The organism is Citricoccus parietis (assembly GCF_042433045.1).
Classification (GTDB): domain Bacteria; phylum Actinomycetota; class Actinomycetes; order Actinomycetales; family Micrococcaceae; genus Citricoccus; species Citricoccus parietis.
The window spans coordinates 1-21,297 of the sequence record NZ_JBHLWH010000024.1 but is presented as its reverse complement, the minus strand read 5'-3'; the positions used below and the strand labels follow the sequence as shown (position 1 = coordinate 21,297).

General features: G+C 68.7%; 22 protein-coding genes. 14 read left to right on the top strand and 8 right to left on the bottom strand.

Features of this window, described 5'->3' with window-relative positions; all coding sequences use genetic code 11:
- Together nadE and ACFFIO_RS08725 are read right to left on the bottom strand one after the other, a co-directional pair.
- On the bottom strand, positions 1 to 825 hold the full coding sequence (gene nadE / locus ACFFIO_RS08730; RefSeq protein WP_378041197.1) for an NAD(+) synthase: 825 nt from the start codon (positions 823 to 825) through the stop codon (positions 1 to 3).
- A 26-nt stretch (positions 826 to 851) separates the two neighbouring features.
- A complete protein-coding gene (locus ACFFIO_RS08725; RefSeq protein ID WP_378041196.1) occupies positions 852 to 1,316 on the bottom strand; it encodes a MarR family winged helix-turn-helix transcriptional regulator in 465 nt (154 codons plus the stop codon).
- Positions 1,317 to 1,368: 52 nt separating this feature from the next.
- Here ACFFIO_RS08725 and pyrE point away from each other — a divergent pair, with 52 nt between their 5' ends.
- On the top strand, positions 1,369 to 1,941 hold the full coding sequence (gene pyrE, locus ACFFIO_RS08720; protein WP_378041195.1) for an orotate phosphoribosyltransferase: 573 nt from the start codon (positions 1,369 to 1,371) through the stop codon (positions 1,939 to 1,941).
- Positions 1,942 to 2,040: 99 nt separating this feature from the next.
- On the opposite strand, the gene ACFFIO_RS08715 is transcribed toward pyrE, so the two are convergent.
- Positions 2,041 to 3,039, bottom strand: a complete 999-nt coding sequence (locus ACFFIO_RS08715; RefSeq protein WP_378041194.1) for a magnesium and cobalt transport protein CorA — start codon at positions 3,037 to 3,039, stop codon at positions 2,041 to 2,043.
- Positions 3,040 to 3,080: 41 nt separating this feature from the next.
- On the opposite strand from ACFFIO_RS08715, the gene ACFFIO_RS08710 reads away from it, so the two are divergent.
- The 9 genes from ACFFIO_RS08710 to ACFFIO_RS08670 all read left to right on the top strand — a co-directional run bounded on the left by ACFFIO_RS08710 (position 3,081) and on the right by ACFFIO_RS08670 (position 9,161).
- Positions 3,081 to 3,410, top strand: a complete 330-nt coding sequence (locus ACFFIO_RS08710; protein ID WP_378041193.1) for a hypothetical protein — start codon at positions 3,081 to 3,083, stop codon at positions 3,408 to 3,410.
- Entirely contained in the window at positions 3,407 to 4,072 is a 666-nt protein-coding gene (locus ACFFIO_RS08705; RefSeq protein WP_378041192.1) for a TrmH family RNA methyltransferase, read from the top strand. The genes ACFFIO_RS08710 and ACFFIO_RS08705 overlap by 4 nt, the downstream gene beginning before the upstream one ends.
- 119 nt (positions 4,073 to 4,191) lie before the next feature.
- Entirely contained in the window at positions 4,192 to 5,214 is a 1,023-nt protein-coding gene (fbaA, locus tag ACFFIO_RS08700; protein WP_378041191.1) for a class II fructose-bisphosphate aldolase, read from the top strand.
- Positions 5,215 to 5,285: 71 nt separating this feature from the next.
- The gene (locus ACFFIO_RS08695; protein ID WP_378041190.1) at positions 5,286 to 5,576 is read left to right on the top strand and encodes a hypothetical protein; all 291 of its coding nucleotides are present in this window, start codon (positions 5,286 to 5,288) and stop codon (positions 5,574 to 5,576) included.
- 240 nt (positions 5,577 to 5,816) lie between these two features.
- A complete protein-coding gene (locus tag ACFFIO_RS08690) occupies positions 5,817 to 6,248 on the top strand; it encodes a DUF3151 domain-containing protein (protein WP_378041189.1) in 432 nt (143 codons plus the stop codon).
- Between the two features lie 3 nt (positions 6,249 to 6,251).
- Positions 6,252 to 7,466, top strand: coding sequence for a lactonase family protein (locus ACFFIO_RS08685; RefSeq protein WP_378041188.1), 1,215 nt, complete (start codon positions 6,252 to 6,254; stop codon positions 7,464 to 7,466).
- 106 nt (positions 7,467 to 7,572) lie between these two features.
- Positions 7,573 to 7,851, top strand: coding sequence for a muconolactone Delta-isomerase (gene catC, locus ACFFIO_RS08680; protein WP_378041187.1), 279 nt, complete (start codon positions 7,573 to 7,575; stop codon positions 7,849 to 7,851).
- 30 nt (positions 7,852 to 7,881) lie between these two features.
- Positions 7,882 to 8,568, top strand: a complete 687-nt coding sequence (locus tag ACFFIO_RS08675; protein WP_378041186.1) for a thymidine kinase — start codon at positions 7,882 to 7,884, stop codon at positions 8,566 to 8,568.
- Entirely contained in the window at positions 8,565 to 9,161 is a 597-nt protein-coding gene (locus tag ACFFIO_RS08670; RefSeq protein WP_378041185.1) for a hypothetical protein, read from the top strand. The genes ACFFIO_RS08675 and ACFFIO_RS08670 overlap by 4 nt, the downstream gene beginning before the upstream one ends.
- A 91-nt stretch (positions 9,162 to 9,252) precedes the next feature.
- On the opposite strand, the gene ACFFIO_RS08665 is transcribed toward ACFFIO_RS08670, so the two are convergent.
- Complete coding sequence (locus ACFFIO_RS08665) at positions 9,253 to 10,575, bottom strand: short-chain fatty acid transporter (RefSeq protein ID WP_378041204.1); 1,323 nt, start codon at positions 10,573 to 10,575, stop codon at positions 9,253 to 9,255.
- Between the two features lie 239 nt (positions 10,576 to 10,814).
- Between ACFFIO_RS08665 and ACFFIO_RS08660 the strand changes: the two genes are divergently transcribed.
- Together ACFFIO_RS08660 and ACFFIO_RS08655 are read left to right on the top strand one after the other, a co-directional pair.
- Positions 10,815 to 11,249 (top strand): SRPBCC family protein, encoded by a 435-nt coding sequence (locus ACFFIO_RS08660; protein WP_378041184.1) that lies wholly within the window; start codon positions 10,815 to 10,817, stop codon positions 11,247 to 11,249.
- Between the two features lie 165 nt (positions 11,250 to 11,414).
- A complete protein-coding gene (locus ACFFIO_RS08655) occupies positions 11,415 to 12,710 on the top strand; it encodes an adenylosuccinate synthase (RefSeq protein WP_378041183.1) in 1,296 nt (431 codons plus the stop codon).
- On the opposite strand, the gene ACFFIO_RS08650 is transcribed toward ACFFIO_RS08655, so the two are convergent.
- Positions 12,697 to 14,403 (bottom strand): FAD-dependent monooxygenase, encoded by a 1,707-nt coding sequence (locus ACFFIO_RS08650; protein WP_378041182.1) that lies wholly within the window; start codon positions 14,401 to 14,403, stop codon positions 12,697 to 12,699. The two genes, ACFFIO_RS08655 and ACFFIO_RS08650, sit on opposite strands and share 14 nt — an antisense overlap.
- A gap of 54 nt (positions 14,404 to 14,457) precedes the next feature.
- On the opposite strand from ACFFIO_RS08650, the gene ACFFIO_RS08645 reads away from it, so the two are divergent.
- Positions 14,458 to 15,264, top strand: a complete 807-nt coding sequence (locus tag ACFFIO_RS08645) for a carbon-nitrogen hydrolase family protein (protein ID WP_378041181.1) — start codon at positions 14,458 to 14,460, stop codon at positions 15,262 to 15,264.
- Between the two features lie 972 nt (positions 15,265 to 16,236).
- Here ACFFIO_RS08645 and ACFFIO_RS08640 read toward each other — a convergent pair.
- The 3 genes from ACFFIO_RS08640 to ACFFIO_RS08630 are packed head-to-tail and all read right to left on the bottom strand — an operon-like array spanning position 16,237 to position 19,725.
- Positions 16,237 to 17,865 (bottom strand): RecQ family ATP-dependent DNA helicase, encoded by a 1,629-nt coding sequence (locus ACFFIO_RS08640; RefSeq protein ID WP_378041180.1) that lies wholly within the window; start codon positions 17,863 to 17,865, stop codon positions 16,237 to 16,239.
- Positions 17,866 to 17,884: 19 nt separating this feature from the next.
- Complete coding sequence (locus ACFFIO_RS08635) at positions 17,885 to 18,400, bottom strand: CoA-binding protein (protein ID WP_378041179.1); 516 nt, start codon at positions 18,398 to 18,400, stop codon at positions 17,885 to 17,887.
- A complete protein-coding gene (locus tag ACFFIO_RS08630; RefSeq protein ID WP_159553257.1) occupies positions 18,397 to 19,725 on the bottom strand; it encodes an O-acetylhomoserine aminocarboxypropyltransferase/cysteine synthase family protein in 1,329 nt (442 codons plus the stop codon). The genes ACFFIO_RS08635 and ACFFIO_RS08630 overlap by 4 nt, the downstream gene beginning before the upstream one ends.
- A 1,173-nt stretch (positions 19,726 to 20,898) precedes the next feature.
- Here ACFFIO_RS08630 and ACFFIO_RS08625 point away from each other — a divergent pair.
- Positions 20,899 to 21,264 (top strand): transposase, encoded by a 366-nt coding sequence (locus tag ACFFIO_RS08625; RefSeq protein ID WP_378041203.1) that lies wholly within the window; start codon positions 20,899 to 20,901, stop codon positions 21,262 to 21,264.
- Positions 21,265 to 21,297: the final 33 nt, after the last annotated feature.

Genomic DNA, 21,297 nt, shown 5'->3' with positions numbered 1-21,297 from the left:
TCAGTCGCGCCACCAGCCGTCCAGGATCGTCACCGGTGTGGTGCGCTTGTGCCGGGAGCGCAGGTAGATCGATTCCAGCTTCTGGGCGGCCTCGTCCGGGATGGTGCGGCCCTCGAGGTAGTCGTCGATCGTGTCATAGTCCAGGCCGAGCTCGGCCTCGTCGGTCTGGCCCGGCTTGCCGTCCAGCAGGTCGGCCGTGGGCACCTTGGCCCACAGCCTCTCGGATGCTCCGAGGTGCTGGAGCAGCGCACGGTTCTGGCGCTTGTTCAAACCGAACAGCGGCAGCACGTCCGCGCCGCCGTCGCCGTACTTGGTGAAGAACCCGGTCACGGACTCGGCGGCCTGGTCCGTGCCGATCACCAGGAGGCCACGGCCGCCGGCGATCGCATACTGGGCGACCATGCGCACGCGCGCCTTGACATTGCCCTTGTTGAAGTCGGAGATCGGTTCACCGATGGCCGAGGCGAACTCGGACTCGAACCCGTCCACGGCGGCGGCGATGTCATAGGTGACCTCGCGGTCGGCGCCGATGAAATCCAGGGCGGCCCGGGCATCGTCCTCGTCATGCTGCACGTTGTAGGGCAGGCGGACCGCGACGAATTCGGCTTGTTCGCCCTCGGCCCGGAGCCCCTCGACGGCCAACTGCGCCAAGCGGCCCGCCAGGGTGGAGTCCAGACCTCCGGAGATGCCGAGGACGAAACCCTGGGCACCGGAGGCCCGCAGGTAGTCCTGGAGGAAGGCCACGCGTCTGGCCGCCTCGACGGCCGGATCGATCTCGGGGCTGACGCCCATCTCGGTGATGATCTCTCGCTGCAGTTCACGCATGGGCCCAGCCTAGGCCCATGGATGTTTCAGGCATGTTCCCAACCCAGGTTCCTGGCCATGGTCTTCAGCGCCTGGACCACCATCTGGTACTGGCTGTCATCGAACCCCTCGGTGATCTCCGCCCGCAGTTCCTCCACCACGGCGGCCACGCGCTCGCCGGACGTGCGCCCCGTGCTGGTCAGGGTGTACATCCCGCCCTCGGCCACCAGCCAGCCGGACTCGACGAGTTCGTCCAGGTGCTCTTCGACCGTCCGCGGCCCCTCCTCGGTGGTGGCCGCCGCCGGCGCCAGTGACTGGCTGAGTTCCTCGGTGGTCTGGGGTCGGGCCGTCAGGGTGTTCATCAGCTGCCACTGGGCGCGGGTGAGCCCGTGTTCGGCGAGGGACTCGTTGACGCGTGTGGTCAGCAGGGTGTCCACCAGGTTGATCCAGTAGCTGAGCATCTGTTCGGTGGGGTTGCCCGTCGGGGCGTCCCGGTCAATGGGGTCACTCATGGCACCACCCTAGGAGTGCGCTGCCGGAGAATCCAGAGTCGGGGAATCTAGGATGGAGTCCATGACGACTCAGACCCAGGACCGTGCCCGACTGCTGGAACTCATCAAGGAGCTGGCCGTGGTGCGCGGACGGGTCACCCTCTCCTCCGGCAAGGAGGCCGACTACTACATCGACCTGCGCCGCATCACCCTCCACCACGAGGCCGCCCCGCTGGTGGGCCGGGTCATGCTGGACCTGCTGGACCAGGCCGGCGTCGAGGCCCAGGCCGTCGGTGGCCTGACGATGGGCGCAGACCCGGTCGGCACCGCCATGCTGCACGAGGCCGGCCGCCAGGGCCGGGCCCTGGACGCCTTCGTGGTCCGCAAGGCGCAGAAGTCCTACGGCATGGGCCGTCAGGTGGAGGGACCGTCCGTGGAAGGACGCCCCGTCGTCGTCCTCGAGGACACCTCCACCACCGGCGGGTCGGCGCTGACCGCCGTCGAGGGAGTCCGCCAGGCCGGCGGCCAGGTGCAGGCCGTGGCCGTGATCGTGGACCGGGACACCGGTGCCGCCGAACGCATCGAGGAGGAGGCCGGGGTGCAGTACCTGTACGCCTTCGGCAAGGACGAGCTCGGCCTCGACTGACCCCGGTTACGAGCACGACTCGTGTCGACTGCACCGGCGTGTTTCGACGTCGGGCGTGCTCGTAACCCGGGATGTCGGGTTGTGGCGGAGGCTGGTGGGCTACAGCCAGTCGTTCTTGCGGAACAGGACGAACAGCGTCAGCGCCACGGCGAGCATCAGCGCCAGGGCGAACGGGTAGCCCCACACCCAGTGCAGCTCCGGCATGAGGTCGAAGTTCATGCCGTAGATCGAGCCCACCAGCTGCGGGGCGAAGATGATGGCCGCCCAGGACGAGATGCGTTTGACCTGCTCGTTCTGCGCCACGGAGACCTCGGCGAGCTTCTTCGAGGTCAAGGTGGAGTCCAGCTCCAGGGCATGCTCGAGCATCGTGCGCATGGAGGTGACCCGGTCATCGAGCTGCACGGTGTGGTCGTGCACGTCACGCAGCTTGCGGAGTACCTCGACCTTGCCGGGGTCCCCCTCCAGGTGCTCGATCATGGTCTCCAGCATGTGCGGCAGGGACCGGATGGCCCGCTGGAAGCCCACCACCTCGCGGGAGAGCTCGTAGATGCGGCGGGTCACGTTGCCGTCCCCGGCGAAGATCTCGTCCTCGATCTCGGCGATGTCGTTCTCCAGGCCCTCGGCCACGGGGAAGTAGTCGTCCACCACGGAGTCGAGGATCCCGTGCACCACGGCGGAGGTCCCGGCGGAGAGCAGGTCCGACTGTTGCTCCTCCAGGTGGCGCCGGACCCGGGAGAGGTCCGGGACCTCCGAATGGCGGACCGTGACCACGAAGTCGTTGCCGACGAACACGTTGAGCTCACCGAACTCCACGGTCTCCGTCTCGTCCAGGTAGCGGGCGGGGATCAACACGAAGAAGCGGTCATCGTCATAGCGCTCGAGCTTGGCCCGCTGCCCGCCCACCAGGGCGTCCTCCACAGCCAGCTCGTGCAGGTTGAGCTCGTGCGCCACCTCCTGCAACTCCGCCTCATCCGGCCGGTACAGTCCCACCCACGCCATCCCGCCGAGCCGTTTGCACTGCTCGAAGGTCTCCTGCAGCGAGGTGGGCGCCAGGATGCGCTGGCCGTCCTTGTAGATGGCGTTGTCGACGATGGTCACGGGTCCATTGTGCGCCGTGGACAGCGGCTACCGTGGTGTCCATGAGCGAAACCGGTGTGTTCAAGCCCGCAGAGTCCGTTGTGACCGCCCCCCTGGCCGCCCTCGGGCTCCTCGGCGGCTACCTCACCGCCCGCGAGACCGGTGTCCGCGCCCTCGGCGGCGTGGTCCTGGCCGCGGCCGGTGCCTACGCGGGCCGCACGTGGGCCGCCAAGGGCGGTGCCGCCACCACCGTCGCGCTGTCCGCGTTGTACATCGGGGGCTTCGGCGCGTCCCACCCGCTCGCCAAGAAGATCGGCCCGTGGCCGGCCGTCCTGACCGTGGCGGGGGCCTCGGCGCTCGCCTCCTGGGCGCTCGTCGACCGCCTCAAGTGACGCCCGACGCCGGCCCGGCCGCCCCGGGTGCGCCGGTTCCGGACGCACCCGAGCGGGAGGTGGGCGTGGGCCCCTGGGAGGGTGACTGGCCCGCGGGGGAGCAGTGGGACCCCGAACTGCTGCGTGAGGGCGACCGGCGCAATGTGGCGGACCACTACCGGTACTGGACGCTCGAGGCGATCGTGGCGGACCTGGACACCAGGCGGCACCCCTTCCACGTGGCGATCGAGAACTGGCAGCACGACCTGAACATCGGCACCGTGGTGCGCACCGCCAACGCGTTCAACGCGGCAGGGGTGCACATCATCGGCCGGCGCCGCTGGAACCGCCGCGGGGCCATGGTCACGGACCGCTACCTGCACGTGCACCACCACCCGACCGTGGAGGACTTCACGGCCTGGGCGGCAGCCGAGGGGCTCGCCGTGATCGGCATCGACATCTTTCCGGACTCCGTGCCCTTGGAGACGTTCGCGCTGCCCGAGCGGTGCGTGCTGGTCTTCGGGCAGGAGGGGCCGGGGCTCTCCGAGGAGGTCCATGCGGCGGCCGAGGCGACGCTGTCCATCGCACAGTACGGATCCACCCGGTCCATCAATGCCGCCTCCGCCGCCGGCATCGCCATGCACGCCTGGATCCGTCAGCAGGTCTTCGGCCAGCGCCCCTGACGGGGCGTGGTCCCGGGCGGGTCCGGGGCCTCGGTTGACTAGCTCGGTTGACTAGCTCGGTTGACTAGGATGGGCCATGGACAGGGTCACCCGATACCTATCGATGTCAAGGAGCCGCAATGCCCATCGCCTCACCGGACAAGTACGCCGAAATGATCGACTCCGCCAAGAAGGGCGGCTATGCCTATCCGGCCATCAACGTCACCAGCTCCCAGACGCTGAACGCCGCGATCCGGGGCTTCGCGGAGGCCGGCTCGGACGGCATCATCCAGGCCTCCACCGGTGGCGCGGCCTACTTCTCCGGCTCCTCCGTGAAGGACATGGTGACCGGCTCGCTGGCCATGGTGGCCTTCGCCCGCGAGGTCGCCAAGAACTACGGCGTCAACATCGCCCTGCACACGGACCACTGCCCCAAGGACAAGCTGGACGGCTTCGTCATGCCGCTGCTGGACGCCTCCGAGGCCGAGGTCAAGGCCGGCCGTGACCCGTTCTTCAACTCGCACATGTGGGACGGCTCGGCCGAGACCCTCGAGGAGAACCTGCGCATCGGCCGCGAGCTGCTGGCCCGCACCCACGCCAACCGGCAGATCCTCGAGGTGGAGATCGGCGTGGTCGGCGGCGAGGAGGACGGCGTGGCGCATGAGATCAATGAGAAGCTCTACACCTCCGTGGCGGACGGCCTGGCCACCATCGAGGCCCTGGGCGCCGGGGAGAACGGCCGCTACCTCACGGCCCTGACCTTCGGCAACGTCCACGGCGTCTACAAGCCGGGCAACGTCAAGCTGCGCCCGGAGATCCTGGACGAGATCCAGCGCGAGGTCGGCGCCAGCATCGGCCAGGACCGTCCCTTCGACCTGGTCTTCCACGGCGGTTCCGGCTCTTCGGCCCAGGAGATCTCGGACGCGGTGTCCTACGGCGTCATCAAGATGAACGTGGACACGGACACCCAGTACGCCTTCACCCGTCCCGTGGTGACGCACATGTTCCAGAACTACGACGGCGTCCTGAAGGTCGACGGCGAGGTCGGCAACAAGAAGCTCTACGACCCGCGCACCTGGGGTGCCAAGGCCGAGGAGGCCATGGCCACCCGCGTGGGGCAGGCCTGCCAGGAACTCGGCTCCGCCGGTCAGTCCATCGGTTAACCCAGCAGGACGCCGGCCGGGCGCGTTCCGCAGCGGGAGCCCCGGCCGCCGTCCTCGAGAAGGAGAAGCCCATGCCCTGGTTCGCATGGATCGCCATCATCGCCATCCTCGTCTGGGGTGGCCTCATGGTCTTCAGCATGGTGACCGGCAAGGCCATTCCGGGCTCGGATGGTGAGTCCGACCCGAAGGAGCTCGAGCGCCTCAAGAAGCGCATCGAGGCCCTGGAGTCGGGGCAGGTCAAGCCCGAGGTCGAGCGCCGCATCGACCGCCTCGAGGCCCGCGTGGAGAAGCGCGAGCTGCGGGACAGCGAACATGAGGCGTGGGAGCGCAAGGCCAGGGAAATGGGTCTCGGGGACGAGTGAACCGACTCGGCTCGCGCGGTCCTGCGCCGACTGTTTCCGGACAGTGATGCGCAGCGCGGCATTCTAGGCATCCTAGCCAAGGGGCCTCGCCGGAATCGGTCCTCGCCGGCGGTGACCGGACCCACGGCCCAGAGGGGGTTCCACGGGTAGGGTCGGAGGTGTCCCGTCCTCCTCCGGCGTGGGCCACCGCGCCAGTACCGGTGCCGCCCGCCCCCGGAGCCACCCGAATCAAGGAGCATCATGTCCTCTGACGCGTCGATCGTCGGCAAGAACCTCATGCAGCCCGCCCCCACGCAGCTTCCGGAGGAACCGGAGGTCCTGGCGCGGATCGAGGCGGGCGACCTGCCGGAAGACATCGCCATCCGGTTCCCCAAGTCCTCCCTCGCCTGGGCCCTGATGGCCGAGGACGCCTGGGCCGAGGGGCGCACCATCGACGCCTACGCCTTCGCCCGGGTGGGCTACCACCGTGGCTTGGACTCGCTGCGGGGTGCGGGCTGGCGGGGTGCCGGTCCGGTGCCCTACTCCCACGAGCCGAACCGCGGTTTCCTCCGATCGCTCTACATGCTCGGCTTGGCCGCCTCCGCCATCGGGGAGGGCGAAGAGGTCCACCGCATCGAGGCCTTCCTGATGGACGCCGATCCCACGGCCACAGAACAGATCGCCCAGGGCTGAGCCATGGTGCCGAACCCTGCCGTGGGCGCAGGCGGCAGCGACGGCCCCGCAGGGGCTGACACCGTCCTCGTGGGCACCTTCAACACCCCCGGTGCCGATACCCCCGTCCTGGCCAACGCCGGTGGACTCGTGCGCACCACCGGCTGGCCGCAGCACGCGGACGCGGTGGCCGGTGGCGGCCCGGATGCCCCCTCATGGCTGGTCCGCGGCCGTGCGGGCACGGACTCGGAGGGCAGGCTGTATGCCGCCCTGCACCTGCCCGAGGGCGAGATCGCCGTCCTGTCCCCGTCCGCTGCGCGCGCGACTTCCCCCGGCCACGACGTCGGCTGGGTGACCTCCCAGCGCGTGTCCACCGGTGGCGCGAACACCTGCCATGCGGACCTCAACCCCTCCGGCACGTGGCTGGCTGCGGCCTCCTACGACTCGGGCACCCTGACGGTGGCCCCGGTCCTCGAGGACGGCCTGCTGGGGCAGCCGGTGGCGGTCCAGGCTCCTGACGGGTCCGGGCCCGTGGCCTCCCGCCAGGAGGCCCCGCACCTGCACTTCGTGATCTTCCTGGACGACGACCGCCTGCTCGTCACGGACCTGGGCGCCGACCGCCTCCTCGAGTACTCCCTCCAGGACATCGTCCGGAACGGGGCGGGGACCGCTCCCGGGGACACCGCGGGTGTGGACGTGGCCGACTGCACGCCATCCTGGGTCCACCTCCTGCCCGCCGGCACCGGTCCCCGCCATCTCGCGCTGTTGCCCCCGTTGCCGGAGGCCGGCATCGAGGGACGCCACCTGGCCGTGGTGGGAGAACTGGACTCGCGGCTGCACGTGCTGGACCTGGACGCCACTGCCGGGGGATTCCGCGAGGTCGCCATCGTTCCGACCCACGGTCAGGACCAGGATCCCGGGTCCGCCCAGGACAACCTGCCCTCGCACCTGGTGCTCTCCCCGGACGGGGCGCTCATCTATGTGGCCAACCGCGGCCGCGACACCATCGGCGTGATCCGCCGTGCCGGGACGCCCGAACTCGTCGCCGAGGTGCCGTGCGGCGGGAACTGGCCCCGCCACCTGGCGCTCGGCCATCCCGGCGGGGCACCCACGCTGCTGGTCGCGCTGGAACGGGGTGACGCCGTCGTCGGGCTCCCGCTCGATGCCGACGGCATCCCCGGGGACGCGCGACCCCGGGTCACCGTGCGGCGGCCCGGGTTCGTCCTGCCCCAGGGCTGAGCCGCCGGGCTCATCACGGGCCGTCTATAGTGACAACGGCCGAACGCCCTCGGCGATCTCAGCCCCAGCGCAACCACTGCATGATGCGCCGTACGAAGGAGTGACGATGCTGTTTCTGGCACGGATGGACGTGACCTTCCCCGAGTCGATGACCGCGGAGACCAAGGCGGAATTCCAGGTCAAGGAGAAGGAGTACTCCGGCAACCTGCAGCGCGAGGGCAGGATGCGGGACATCTGGCGCGTGGTCGGTGAATACGCCAACTACTCCGTCTACGACGTGGCGGACAACGACGAGCTGCACACCATCCTCAGCGGTTTCCCCATGTACCCCTATATGGACATCAAGGTCACTCCGCTGGCGAAGCATCCGAACTCGATCAAGTAGTTCACCGGACCAGCACTAGACTTCTCGATCGTGGCCAAGCTCTACTTCCGCTACGGGGCGATGAACTCCGGCAAGTCGACCGGACTCCTCCAGGCCGCGTTCAACTACGAGGAACGCGGTCAGCGGGTGCTGCTGGCCAAGCCCCAGGTGGACTCGAAGGGCGAGGACCAGATCGTCTCCCGGCTGGGCGTCACCCGGAATGCCGACTTCCTGATCCCGCCCGGGGCCGACCTCATGGCGCTGTTCCGCCAGGAGGCCCGCGGGGACGACCCCACCGCCCTGCTCACGCACCTGGACGCCGAGGTCAAGCCCGTCGCCTGCCTGCTCGTGGACGAGGCCCAGTTCCTCGAACCTGCCCAGGTGGACGACCTGCTGCGGATCGCCGTGCTCGAGGGCGTGCCCGTGATGGCCTACGGCATCCGCACCGATTTCCGCACGGCGTCCTTCCCCGGCTCGGCCCGGCTTATGGAGCTGGCCCACTCCCTCGAGGAGCTCAAGACCATCTGCCGGTGCGGGCGCAAGGCCATCTTCAACACCCGCAAGGTGGTGGACACGATGGCGGGGCACGACGCCGGCCCGGCCGCCGGTGCGCGCGAGCCCCGGCGCGAACGCTTCGTCTTCGAGGGCGACCAGGTGGCGATCGACGGCGTAGAGGTCACCTACGAGTCTCTCTGCGGGGTCTGCTATCTCCAGGAGTCCGGCGGGCGGTTGGGATGAGCGCCCAGCCGAACAATGGGGCCGAGCAGGGGCAACGTCCGGAACCGGTGACGGCACGGGTCGGCTTGGTCCGTTGGTGGTTCGTCGGGATCCTGAGTCTGGCTTTGACCGTCTTTCTGCTCTGCGCTGTTCTCGGGATCCCGGGGTCTTACTTCAACGATCCGTCCCCGATGCTGGGCTTCCTTCGAATCATTGCCGTGCCCGGAGTGTTCTTCGCCGGCTACGGGGCCTGGTATTACCTCAATGGTGCGATCCGGCCGCAGCACGTGACCATCGATGATCGCGGGGTCTCCACTCCTGCGTGGACGTTGACCTGGGAGGAGATCCTCAACGCCGAGGTCAGCCCGGCGCCGTGGGTGGAATCCCACAAGCAACAGCTTGCCTTCCACGTGACAGATCAGGCCTTCGCTCGAGTCCGGTCGACGAATCGCGGGCACTCCGGCCGCCCCTTCGGCATGGGAGGGCTGCTCGCCGAGCGGCCGATTGTCAGGACCCAATTCGGGACCACTCCGATGGCTAGTGACCTTGTCCCGGAGATCGAGAAGCAACTCGCTGCCACTCCCTTCGAGGGTACGCGCCCACGATGGCCCTAGGGATCTCTGGTGCCGTCCCCTGGGGTCGTAGGGCTCGGTACAGAGTGTCCCCGCCACGAGGGCGGGGGAGGGGTCACTCTGTGCCGGGGAGTTAGAGCGACACGAGCAGCAGGGTGCCCGCGAACACGAGGCCGGAGGCGATGAGCACCACCGTGGTGTAGCCGAGGATGTCCCGCATCTTCAGCCCGGCGATCGCCAGCAGGGGGATGGCCCAGAACGGCTGGATCATGTTCGTCCACTGATCGCCGTAGGACACGGCCATGATGGTGATCGCGGGGTCCACGCCGAGGTCGGCGCCGGCGCCGAGCATGATGGGCCCCTGCACCGCGAACTGCCCGCCGCCGGAGGGGACGAAGAAGTTCACCAGGCCGGCGGACAGGAAGGCCAGAACCCCGAAGGTCGTGGGATTGGAGATGGCCACGAAGGCGTCGGAGAGGATCTGCACCAGGCCAGACTCGGTCATCATGCCGAGGATGCCCGCGTACAACGGGAACTGCAGCAGGATCTCGCCCACGTTGGAGGCGGCGTTCTTGGTCAGGTGGATCAGCTCGAAGGGATTGCGCACCAGCAGCAGGATCAGGGCGAGGAAGGACCAGTTCACGGTGTCCAGGGTCAGGGTGCCACCCCTGGAGAAGTGCAGCACCAGGTAGGCCACCAGCATCAGGCCCAGCAGCAGGGTCGGCAGGCGGCTGGCATCCACGCGGTCGGCCGGGGTCACGATCTCCTCCTGGCCGTCATCGGCCTGCTCGCGGGCGTCCTTCGCCAGCTCCACGATCTTGTCGCCGCGGCGCGGGGCCACCAGGAACAGGGCCAGGGCCACCACGAGGATCGTCACCACGGCGGCGATCATGTTCCAGGAGGAGAACACGGTCTCACTGATCGGCACGGGCTGCCCGCCGAGGGACTCCATGAGGAAGGACCCCTCGGTGGCGGCGGTCAGGGGGCCGGATGCCGAATAGCCCATGTGCCAGACCACGAAGCCGGCGAAGCCGGCGGCCACCAGCATGGGGAAGTGCAGCTTCAGGCCGCGCTCGCGCCCCTGGTAGGCGACCTCCCGGGCCAGCAGGCCGCCGACCACCAGGCCCAGCCCCCAGGTGATGAGGCTGGCCACGGCGGCCACGGCGAAGACGAACACGTAGGCGGTGAGCTCCGTGCGGGGGACCGAGCCCAGGAAGGCCAGCACGCGCCGGACCGGTCCGGTGTTGGCCAGGATGTGCCCGAGCAGCAGGATCAGGGCCATCTGGGTGATGAAGTCGAGCAGCCCGGCCAGACCGTCGCCCCAGTGGACCACGAGGTCGCCGGGGCCGGTGCCGGTCAGGATCAACGCCAGGATCGCGACGATGAAGGTCAGGACGATCGAGAAGACCAGGGCGGACGGGATGAACCGTTCCACCACGTGATTGACGGGACGCATGGCGCGGGAGAGCGGGGTTCCTTCCTTGCGGGGCGGCGTTTCGGTGGTTCCCGGGGTGCTGGACATGCCGATGGCTCCTGACGGTGCGGGACCGGCGCGTTACGGTGCGGTGATGGCGCCGGGAGGCCCCTGGGCGAATGTGACTGGCACCACCATAGGCAGGCATGGTCTGGGCGCAGTGGAACCTAGCGGCGTTTCACCCCTTAACACCGAGGGCGTACAGGGGCGAGGATCGGACCATGTTGACCATCGCGGCCCTCGAAGACGACATCGTGGTCCACCTGCCTGCTCCGAGGGTGTGGGAGCTGCTCACGGACTGGGCCGCCGCGCCGGCGTGGCTCCCCGATGTCGAGGAGATGCACGTCAACGGGCCGGCGGGGCCGGGCCAGGAGCTCTCCTATGCGACCGGCGGCCACCAGCGCCAGTACACGCTGGCCACCTATGAGCCCGGGCACGGGCTGACCATGGTCTCCGGTGCCGATGACGCGGACGTGCGCGTGGAATACGGCTACCTCCTGCTGCCCGACGCCGGCTTCACCCGGGTGCACCTGCGCATCGCCGTGCGCGCTGCGGAGGAATTGCGCGAGGAGGCGCTCGGCCTGGCAGCCGCGCTCGCCGACGCGGATGCGGGTCAGCTCGAGTCGCTGCGCGACTACGCCGAGGCGGCGCCTTAAATCCGGGCGGGTCCTGACTGGTAAACTCCGGTTGTAAGGCCCTCGTGTGATGCACCGCACGGCAGAGAACCGTGGGAGCGGTCACCGGGGGCGTTTTCCATGTCGAGGGCCGGACGGGACCGCCGCGAGGACGGTTGCCGTGGCCTGCTCAGGAGAGATGCATTCATGCCAGCAATCGCGATCGTCGGCGCCCAGTGGGGCGACGAGGGCAAGGGTAAGGCCACCGATCTGCTGGGCGGCCGCGTGGACTACGTGGTCAAGCCCAACGGCGGCAACAATGCCGGACACACCGTCGTCGTCGGCGGTGAGAAGTTCGAACTCAAGCTGCTGCCGGCTGGCATCCTGTCTCCGAACGCCGTCCCGGTGATCGGCAACGGCGTGGTGGTCAACCTTGAGGCCCTGTTCGAGGAGATCGACGGACTCGAGGCCCGCGGTCAGCGCTGCGACCACCTGAAGATCTCGGCCAATGCGCACCTGGTGGCCCCGTATCACCAGACCATGGACAAGGTCACCGAGCGCTTCCTCGGCAAGCGCGCCATCGGCACCACCGGCCGCGGCATCGGCCCCACCTACATGGACAAGGTCGGCCGCCTCGGCGTGCGCGTCCAGGACATCTTCGACGAGTCGATCCTGCGCCAGAAGATCGAGGGCGCCCTGCGCCAGAAGAACGAGCTGCTGGTCAAGCTGTACAACCGCCGGGCGATCACCGTGGACGAGATCGCCGAGTACTTCCTGTCCTTCGCCGAGCGGCTGCGTCCCATGGTCGTGGACTCCACCATCCTGCTCAACGACGCCCTCGACGAGGGCAAGGTCGTCCTGATGGAAGGCGGCCAGGCGACCTACCTGGACGTGGACCACGGCACCTATCCGTTCGTGACGTCCTCCAACCCGACCGCCGGTGGCGCCTCCGTGGGCGCCGGGATCGGCCCCACCCGCTTCACCCGCACCATCGGCATCGTCAAGGCCTACACCACCCGGGTGGGGGCCGGCCCGTTCCCCACCGAGCTCTTCGACGAGGACGGCATGGGCACGCGCCTGCGCACCGTGGGCGGCGAGTTCGGCGTGAACACCGGCCGCCCGCGCCGCACCGGCTGGTATGACGCGGTGATGGCCCGCTACGCCACCCGCATCAACGGCTTCACCGACTACTTCCTCACCAAGCTGGACGTCCTCACCGGCATCGAGCAGATCCCGGTGTGCGTGGCGTACGACGTGGACGGCGTGCGGCATGACGAGATGCCCATGACGCAGACCGCGTTCCACCACGCCAAGCCGATCTTCGAGTACTTCGAGGGCTGGACCGAGGACATCTCCGGAGCCCGCACCATGGAGGATCTGCCGGCCAACGCCCGCGACTACGTGCTGGCCCTCGAGAAGATGTCCGGAACCCGGATGTCGGCGATCGGCGTCGGCCCGGGCCGCGACCAGGTGGTCCAGGTCCGCGACCTCATCGAGGACTGACCTTCCGAGCAGGAACCGAAGAGTCGTCCAAGGTCTCGGCGACGAAGCCGTCCGGGCGGATCAGCAGTGCCGTTCCGTCCGGCAGCCCCGCCTCCGGGGCCGCCCGGAACCTGAACACCGGCAAGCCCGACGCCGGCCCGGCGCGTCCCGCAGCCCTGTCCTGGTGGCGGTCGGCCAGGTCCCGCGCCAGCCGGTCGGCGGCCGGACCGTAGGCGTGCACCTGCCACTCGGCCGTGTTGAGCGCCTCATGGTTGTCCCCGTGCCCGTCTCCGCCGGGCACCGGACCGGTATGGCCGGCGTCGGGAACCCAGGGAAGGCGACGGCCCAGGACCGTGCCGCGGCGCCGCCGTCGTGGTCCGGTGCGGTCCGCCTCCGTCCCCGGCATCCAGTAGTGGATCCGGATCTCGGAGAGGTAGCCGAACATCCGTCCGCCCAGGGGAAGCCGAGGCGCCGCGCGCAGGAGGACCGGGGCGGCGAGGGGGAAGACCCGCGTCCGCAGAAAGCGCGCCAGGGGGGACATGGAGGTGACGGCTCCGAACACCACGTCGGTGGTCCGGACCAGGGTCAGGGCCACCGGCCGGCGCTCGGCCTCATAGCGGTCGAGGACGTCCTCGGGCTCCCGGCCGGCGAGGACATCGGCGATGGTGCAGACGATGTTCTGCGCGTCCTGCAACCCCGTGTTCATTCCCTGCGCGCCCACGGGGGAGTGGATGTGCGCGGCATCCCCCGCCAGGAACACCCGGCCGGCCCGGAAGGCGGCGGCCACGCGATGATGCACCCGGTAGGTGCTGTACCAATCCGTGCCGGCATACCGGACGCCGAACTCCTCGGCCAGGGACGCCCGGGCACGGATTTCGTCGCGGGCCTCGGCGGCGGCCTCGGCAGCGGGGGACGCGGCCGCAGCGCCGGCGCCCTCGTCGGGATCCGCCGGACTCCGGTCTTCGGCGCGCAGGATCCCCAGGAGGCGTGCGCGCCGCCCGCCGCGGCCGTCGTCGCCCAGGGGGAAGGCCAGCATGAAGTGCTCCCGGGAGGCGCGCAGGGTGATGCCGGACTCGGTGCCGGTGACGCCGTAGGCGTCCAGCACGTAGAACTCGAACCGGTTGGTGGCCCCCTCGAAGGCGATGCCCAGGGCACGCCGGACCGCTGACGAGGCACCGTCGGCGGCCACCACGTACCGGGCGCTGACCTGAACCAGACCTTCAGGAGAGTCGAGTTCGACGGTGACGGCTCCGCCGGACCCTGCCGCCCGGGGATCGGTGGTGAAGGACCGGAACGAGGTGCCCCAGGCGACGGGCCGGTGCCGGTCCCGGAGGTGGCCGGCCAGTAGCTCCTCGTTCGCGCTCTGCTCGAAGATGGTGATCCCCGGGAAGGGCGTCAGCTGCTGGCCCACCCGGTCCAGCCGCACGGTGCCCAGCGTGCGGTGGCGGAACCCGGGACTGACGGACGTCGCGGGGGTCGCTCCGTCCAGCACGGCCTGCGCCAGGCCGAGCTGCCGGTAGACCTCCAGGGAGCGGGCCTGCACGGCCAGGGCTCGGGACTCGCGGGTTGGCCCGGCCTTGCCGTCCACCACGAGGGACTGGAGCCCGAGCCTCGCACACCAGGCGCCCGCCATCAGCCCCGTCGGTCCTGCGCCGACCACCAGGACGTCGGTGGAGACCCGGCGTCCGGGACCGTGGTCAGGGGCGGCGGACATGGCCTCAGGTTAGGCTGGGTGGACGGTTTCACACCATGCGAGGAGGACGGTCACATGAGGATCAGCGTCGGACAATTCCGCCCCACGGGTGTGGTCGCCGAGAACGTGGCCACGCTGCGGCGTCTGGCGGAGTCCGCCAAGGACGACGGCGCCGAACTGGTGCTGTTCCCCGAGGAGTCCATGTTCACCGTGCGGCACGTGGACGGCCCGCTGGCCGAGGCCGTCGACGCCGGCTGGTCGGCTTTCGTCTCCGAGGTCACGCGGATCGCCGCGGACCTGTCCATCGCCGTGGTGGCCGGCGGGTACGAGCCCTCGGGCACCGAGCGTCCCTACAACACCGTGGTGGCGGTGGATGCCACGGGCAAGATCCTGGGGACCTACCGCAAGCTGCACCTCTACGATGCCTTCAAGTACAGGGAATCGGACCGCATCACCGCCGGCGACCGCGGCACCCTGATGGTGGAACTCGGCGGCCTGAGGTTCGGCATCATGACCTGCTACGACCTGCGCTTCCCGGAAGTGGCGCGCTCGCTGGCCGTGGCCGGGGCCGACGTCGTGCTGGTGCCGGCCGCCTGGTTCAAGGGTGACTACAAGATCGAGCACTGGCAGCTGCTGCTCAAGGCGCGCGCCGTGGAGAACACCGTCTGGATCGTGGCCGCGGGCACGCGCAGTGACAACACCGTGGGCCACTCGGCCATCATCGACCCGCTGGCCGTGCCCGTGGCCTTCCTCGGCGAGGAGGGCGAGGCGATCGAGACCGCCGACGTCACCCGGGAGCGCATCGATGAGGTGCGCTCCTTCCTCCCCGTACTGGCCAACCGTCGCACGGACGTGGACCAGTTGGGCTCCGTCGGTTCCTAGGCGGCTGCGGCATTGCCAGGGACCTCCCAGCTGGCGCCCGGGCGATTCTCACTCCCGGTTCTTAGGGTGGAACCACCTCATCAAGGTGCGAGTGATGACAGAGGGCCCCGGGCCCGGCAGATGGCGTTCCCCTCACGCCGCCGGACTATCCGGGGCCCTGCCATGTCCGCCGGTCCCTCGGGAGCAGTACTCTCCGGGTCGATCAGCCAACGGTCAGGCCGCGTGCGGTTCGCCCCCATGTCCGGTCGCTACTCTGGAAGAGCCTCATCAAGGTGCGAGTGATGAAGGTGCGAGTGATGACAGGGACCCCGGGTCCGGTTCGCCTCACGGCGTCCGGTAACCCGGGGTCTCGTCATGAGCTGGGGTCTACCGGCGCCGCGCCGGCTAGGGGGAGGCGGCGTCAGCGCTCAGGGACGGGTCACAGCCTTCTCACAGGCAGTGTGGGGTGCGAGCACAAGTTCGTTTCCTATGCTGAAAGCACCTCATCATGGTGCGAGTGATGAAGGTGCGAGTGATGACAGGGACCCCGGGTCCGGCGAATGCGATTCCCCTCCGCAGCCGGTAGCCCGGGGTCTCACTCGTACGAGGGTGGGGTGCAACTGTCCATGCCACGGAGAAGAGACCATGAAGTTCAAGGATCTGGCGAACAAGGCCCAATCATTTGCGAACAGCCCGCAGGGCCGGAAGATGATCCATCAGGCCACGAGCGCCCTCAACCGGCGTGGCAGTGAAAGTGGCAGTGGGAAGAGTCCCGGTGCGGGCCGGTCGTCCGGCATCGGCCGAGTCATGGATGCTGCGCGCCGGTTCACCGGTGGTCCCGGTGGCCAGTCCGGCGACGGCGGTGTTGGCGGGACGAACCAGCCACCACGGAACTGAGCCGGTCCGACGGGCACAGCCCGGCAACTGAGTCGGCCGCCATCTCGCCTGTGGCAGCATTTCTGTGGCCGGCCGGCCCGGCTAGGTCTGGCTTGGCTACGTCCGGGTGAGGAGTCCTTGTTCGCGCACGGCCTCCAGCGACAGCGTCCGGTATCCCTGCTCCTCGAAGAGGACGGTGATCCGGTCATCGTCGACGCTCATCACGAGGCCCGAGCCCCACTCCCGGTGAACCACTCCGCTCTGCCGGGAGAATTCCGCGTCATCGTGCGTCAGGTCCTTGGCGGTGCCGGCATCACAGGTATCGCAGTTGCCGCAGGGATCGGCCAATTCCTCGCCGAAGTAGCCCAACAGGTACTGGCGGCGGCAACCGTCGGTCTCCGCGTAGCCGCGCATCATCTCGATGCGTGAGCCGTCGATGCGCTCCATCCGCTCGGCGGTCTCCTCGGCAAGCCGGGCGGCCGTCTTCGGCCCGACTCCCTCCACCAGGGTCAGCCCCTTCCGGGAGGAGGCCACGGCGCCAGCTGCCTGCAGCAGGTTGACCGTGCCGGTGACCCGGCGGGCACTGACCTCCACGGCGCGCTTCAGGTGGGTCAGGCGCAGGGGGCCTTCCGCGCGCTGCAATTCCCGGACGACCGCGGTCACCACGTCCTGGTCCGCATGGTGGGTGCTGAAGAAGCTGCGCAGGCCGAGGTCCTCGCTGCGGTAATGCAACACCACCCGGGCCTCCTGACCATCACGGCCCGCGCGACCGGCCTCCTGGTAATAGGTGTCCAGTGAATCGGTGATGTCGGCGTGCACCACGAACCGCACATCGGCCTTGTCGATGCCCATGCCGAAGGCACTGGTGGCCACCACCACGTCGACATCGCCGTCCAGGAACAATTGCAGGGTCTCCTCCCGGTCGGCAGTCTTCTGGCCGGCATGGTAAGCCCGGGCCGTCAGCCCCCGTTCCCCGAGCCCGGCGGCATAGTCCTCGGCGGCGCGGCGCGTTGCCGTGTAGAGAAGTCCCGGGCGTGGCAGTCCGGCGACCTGCTCCAGTACGGCATCGGTCTTGTCATCGTCCTCATGGTGGCGTTCGACGGCCCAGTGCAGGTTCGGGCGATCGAATCCCAGCGCGATCACGAGGGGATCGTCCATGGCCAATCCCTCGACGATCTCCTGCCGGACCGGCGTGGAGGCGGTGGCGGTGAGGGCGATGATCGTCGGCGAGCCCATCCGGTGGCGGGCCGTACCGAGCCGAAGATAGTCCGGGCGGAAATCATGGCCCCAGGCCGAGACGCAGTGGGCCTCGTCCACGGCGAGGAACGCCGGACGAACATCACGCACCCTGGCCAACACCTCGTCCTTGGCCAGCTGCTCCGGGGTGAGGAAGAGGAACGTCACCTCGCCGTTCTCCACGGACTGCCAGGCCCGCTCCTGCTCCCGCGCTGAGAGAGACGAGTTGATGGCGACGGCGCGCGTGCCTGCCCCTGCCGGGAGTTCGTTGAGCCCGTCCCGCTGGTCGGTCTGGAGTGCGATCAGTGGGGAGACGACCACGCAGGGACCTTCGGCCAGTACGCCGGCCAGCTGATAGACGGCCGACTTCCCGTAACCCGTGGGCATCACGGCCAGCACATCGCGGCCGGACAGTGCGGCCTCGACGGCCTCCATCTGGCTGGGACGCAACTCGTCCCAGCCGAAGGCCTCGCTGGCGAGTCGGTGGATGGCTGCAGTGGTGGCCGTCATGGGGCCAACTCTAAGGGCGTCAGCGGTCCAGCTGCTGGCGCCTCGAGGAGATGACCCCGGTGTTGAAGCCGGCCAGGTTCAGGCCGCCGTGGAAGCGGGCGTGCTCGATCTTCACGCACCGGTCCATGACCATGTTCATCCCGCCCGATTCTGCTGCGTGGGCGGCGTCCTCGTTCCAGATGCCCAGCTGCAGCCAGACGGTCTTCGCCCCGGCCGCGCGGGCCTCCTCCACCACGCCAGGGGCGTCCTCGGCCTTGCGGAAGACCTCCACGATGTCCGGTTCCACGGGCAGGTCGGCCAGCGAGGCGTAGACCCGGTGGCCGAGGATCTCGGTGCCCTTCTCGGCGAGGATCGGGTTGATGAAGTACAGGTCGAACGTCGTCGAGCTGTTCAGATAGGTCGCCACGAAGTAGGACGCGCGGGCCGGCTTGTCCGAGGCGCCGACGATGGCGATGGACTTCGCCTCGCGCAACAGGCGCAGCCGCTCGGGTGCAGACGGGCCGGTCCAGGTGCGGTCAGGCAGTGCGGTGCTCATTCGGAGACCTCCTCGGTGGCGGGGACAGTGCTGGCGGCGCCGTTCACGGCGGCCTCGAGGGCCTGGTCCAGGTCCCAGAGGATGTCCTCCACGTCCTCGATGCCCACGGACAGGCGGATCAGGTCCTCAGGGACACCGGCGGAGACGAGCTGCTCGGCGCTCAGCTGCTGGTGCGTGGTGGAGGCAGGGTGCAGGACGAGGGTCTTCGCATCGCCGATGTTGGCCAGGTGGCTGGCCAACTGGAGGTGCGAGATGAAGGAGGCGCCGGCGTCGCGCCCGCCCTTGACCCCGAAGCTGAACACTGAGCCCACGCCCAGCGGGAGCAATTCCTTGCCGCGCTCGTGGTGCGGGTGCGAGGGCAGGCCGGCGAAGTTCACCCAGGAGATCCGATCGTCGGCCTCGAGCCATTCGGCGACCCGCTGGGCGTTGGCCAGGTGGGCGTCCATGCGCTGGGCCAGGGTCTCGAGGCCGAGCATGAGCTGCTGGGCGGAGGCCGGCGGCAGAGCGGGGCCGAAATCGCGCAGCTGCTCGGAGCGCAGCTTGGTCAGGAAGCCGTACTCACCGAAGTTGCCCCACCAGGAGACGCCGCCGTACGAGGGCACGGGCTCGGTCATGGCCGGGAACCTGCCGTTGTCCCACGGGAACAGCCCGGACTCGACGACGACGCCGCCCAGGGTGGTGCCGTGGCCACCGAGGAACTTGGTGGCGGAGTGGATGACGATGTCCGCGCCGTGCTCGAACGGGCGGATCAGGTACGGCGGGGTCAGGGTGGCGTCCACGATCAGCGGCACCCCGGCGGCGTGGGCCACGCGGGCCAGGCCGGGCAGGTCAACGATGTCTCCCGAGGGATTGGCCACGATCTCCGTGTAGACGGCCTTCGTGTTCGGCTGGATGGCGGCCTCGAAGTCAGCCGCCTCCATCGAGTCCACGAAGGTGGTCTCCACCCCGAAACGGCGCAGCGAGACGTCCAGCTGCGTGATGGTGCCACCGTAGAGCTTGGACGAGGCCACGATGTGGTCCCCGGCGCCGGCCAGGGCGGCGAAGGTGACGAACTCGGCGGACATGCCGGACGCCGTCGCGACCGCGCCGATGCCCCCCTCCAGCGCCGCCATGCGCTCCTCGAAGGCCGCGACCGTCGGGTTGCCGATGCGGGAGTAGATGTTGCCGTACTTCTGCAGGGCGAAGAGGTTCGCCGCGTCCTGGGCGGACTCGAAGACGTAGGAGGTGGTCTGGTGGATCGGCACGGCGCGGGAGCCGTGCACGGCATCAGGGACGGCGCCGGCATGCAGCGCGCGGGTACGGAAGCCGAACTGGTGTTCTGCCACGAAGATCCTTCCAGCGGGGACGGGGTCGGGGTGCGGTGCGCCGGGGCGGTGCCGGGTGGCGGTGTCTGGCGCAACGGTCCCGTTGCCTTCATTGTTCCCGACGCCGGCCCGTTCTCCTTAACTGGGGGTCGAAAGATGACCTGGGAGGCGGGGGTCTCCTGGTGTCATTTGTCGACCGGAGAAAGTAAAGTAAGGTAGCCGCTCATCGCGGCACAGTCTGCGGTAGTCCTCCTGGCCAGTGTCAGTCCTTCCCCGCCAGGTGAGACGGTCCGGCGCCGGCGAGAGCGCCGGCCCCGGCCGTCCCAGTTCATCTCCACAGTCCAGGACAATGATCGAGGGCTGCCTGCGGATGCTGAGGTGTCCTTGGCGAAGCATCACCACGAACATGACGCGCGAACCATTGTCGAGTTATTGGGGGCGCGGATGAAATGTGCCACAGGCTGTGAAACATGCGCCGTGACATTCGCGCCCTCCTCGACAAGGCCGCGACCGCCGAGTAGCGCTATTGGCGCGCCGTGGACACCTCTGAGTTCGAATGGTCCCAAACGTGCCGCTGAACATGATGATGTGCTGATCCATGGAGTGCGCCGAGATCGCATCTCGGCGACACCTAAGCTTCCGGTCTGTACGAGCATGTTGAGGCGGCCCGGAACAGCCTCGAGGCGTGGCCACTAACTGAACTGGCCGCCTATCTTCGACGTCGCCAAGGATCTGCTCGTGCCGAACTTCCTTGGTCCGAGTGAAGTAGCCGATGAGCGGATGTTGGAAGGAGTCATCTCGCTTCGGATGTCTCGAAACCTGGCCAAGTTCAGCGAAGGGTTTGCCCATGCAAGCCGGCAGGACCACCCGGAATCGGACTGTAAGCGCCGAAAACACCCGTTATGGAACCGGCAGTTCGCTAATTGCGCCGGCATGCACCACGAGTCGCGGACCACATAATTCGAGTGGCCACCACCTAGCGCGTGTCCTGTAAGTGCTTCGGGGTGGCGGCGTGGGCGCTGTTAATCCAGGCCAGGACCTGTTAATCCTGGGGCATGGTGGCCCTGTCAGCAGCAGGACACGGACCTTTGTCCTGTCGACTTCTTGGTCCGCAGGACCCTGCGAGATCTGGCTCATCGAGTTCTGGCCCTGCAACGTGAAATTCAGGGCCACGACAGTCACCTGCAAGAGCTGGTGAGCCGGGCCAATCCTCAGTTGCTGCAGACCACGGGCGTGGGCATCGTCAACGCTTCCCAGCTGTTGATGATCGCTGGAGACAACCCCGACCGACTGCACTCCGAAGCATCCTTCGCCATGCTCTGCGGGGCCTGCCCGGTCCCGGCTTCCTCCGGCCAAGTCACCCGATACCGGCTCAACCGCGGTGGCGATCGACAGGCCAACAGTGCCCTTCACCGAATCGCTGTGGCCCGCCTCCACACGGATCCACGTACCCGCGCCTACGCGGCCCGGAGACGCGAGCAGGGAAAGGGAACCAAGGAGATCCTGCACTGCCTGAAGCGGGCGATCCCTACGTGTCAGGCTGGAGCGGTACCACGGTGACAGAGCAGATCAGTTCGATCACGTAGGGCGAGA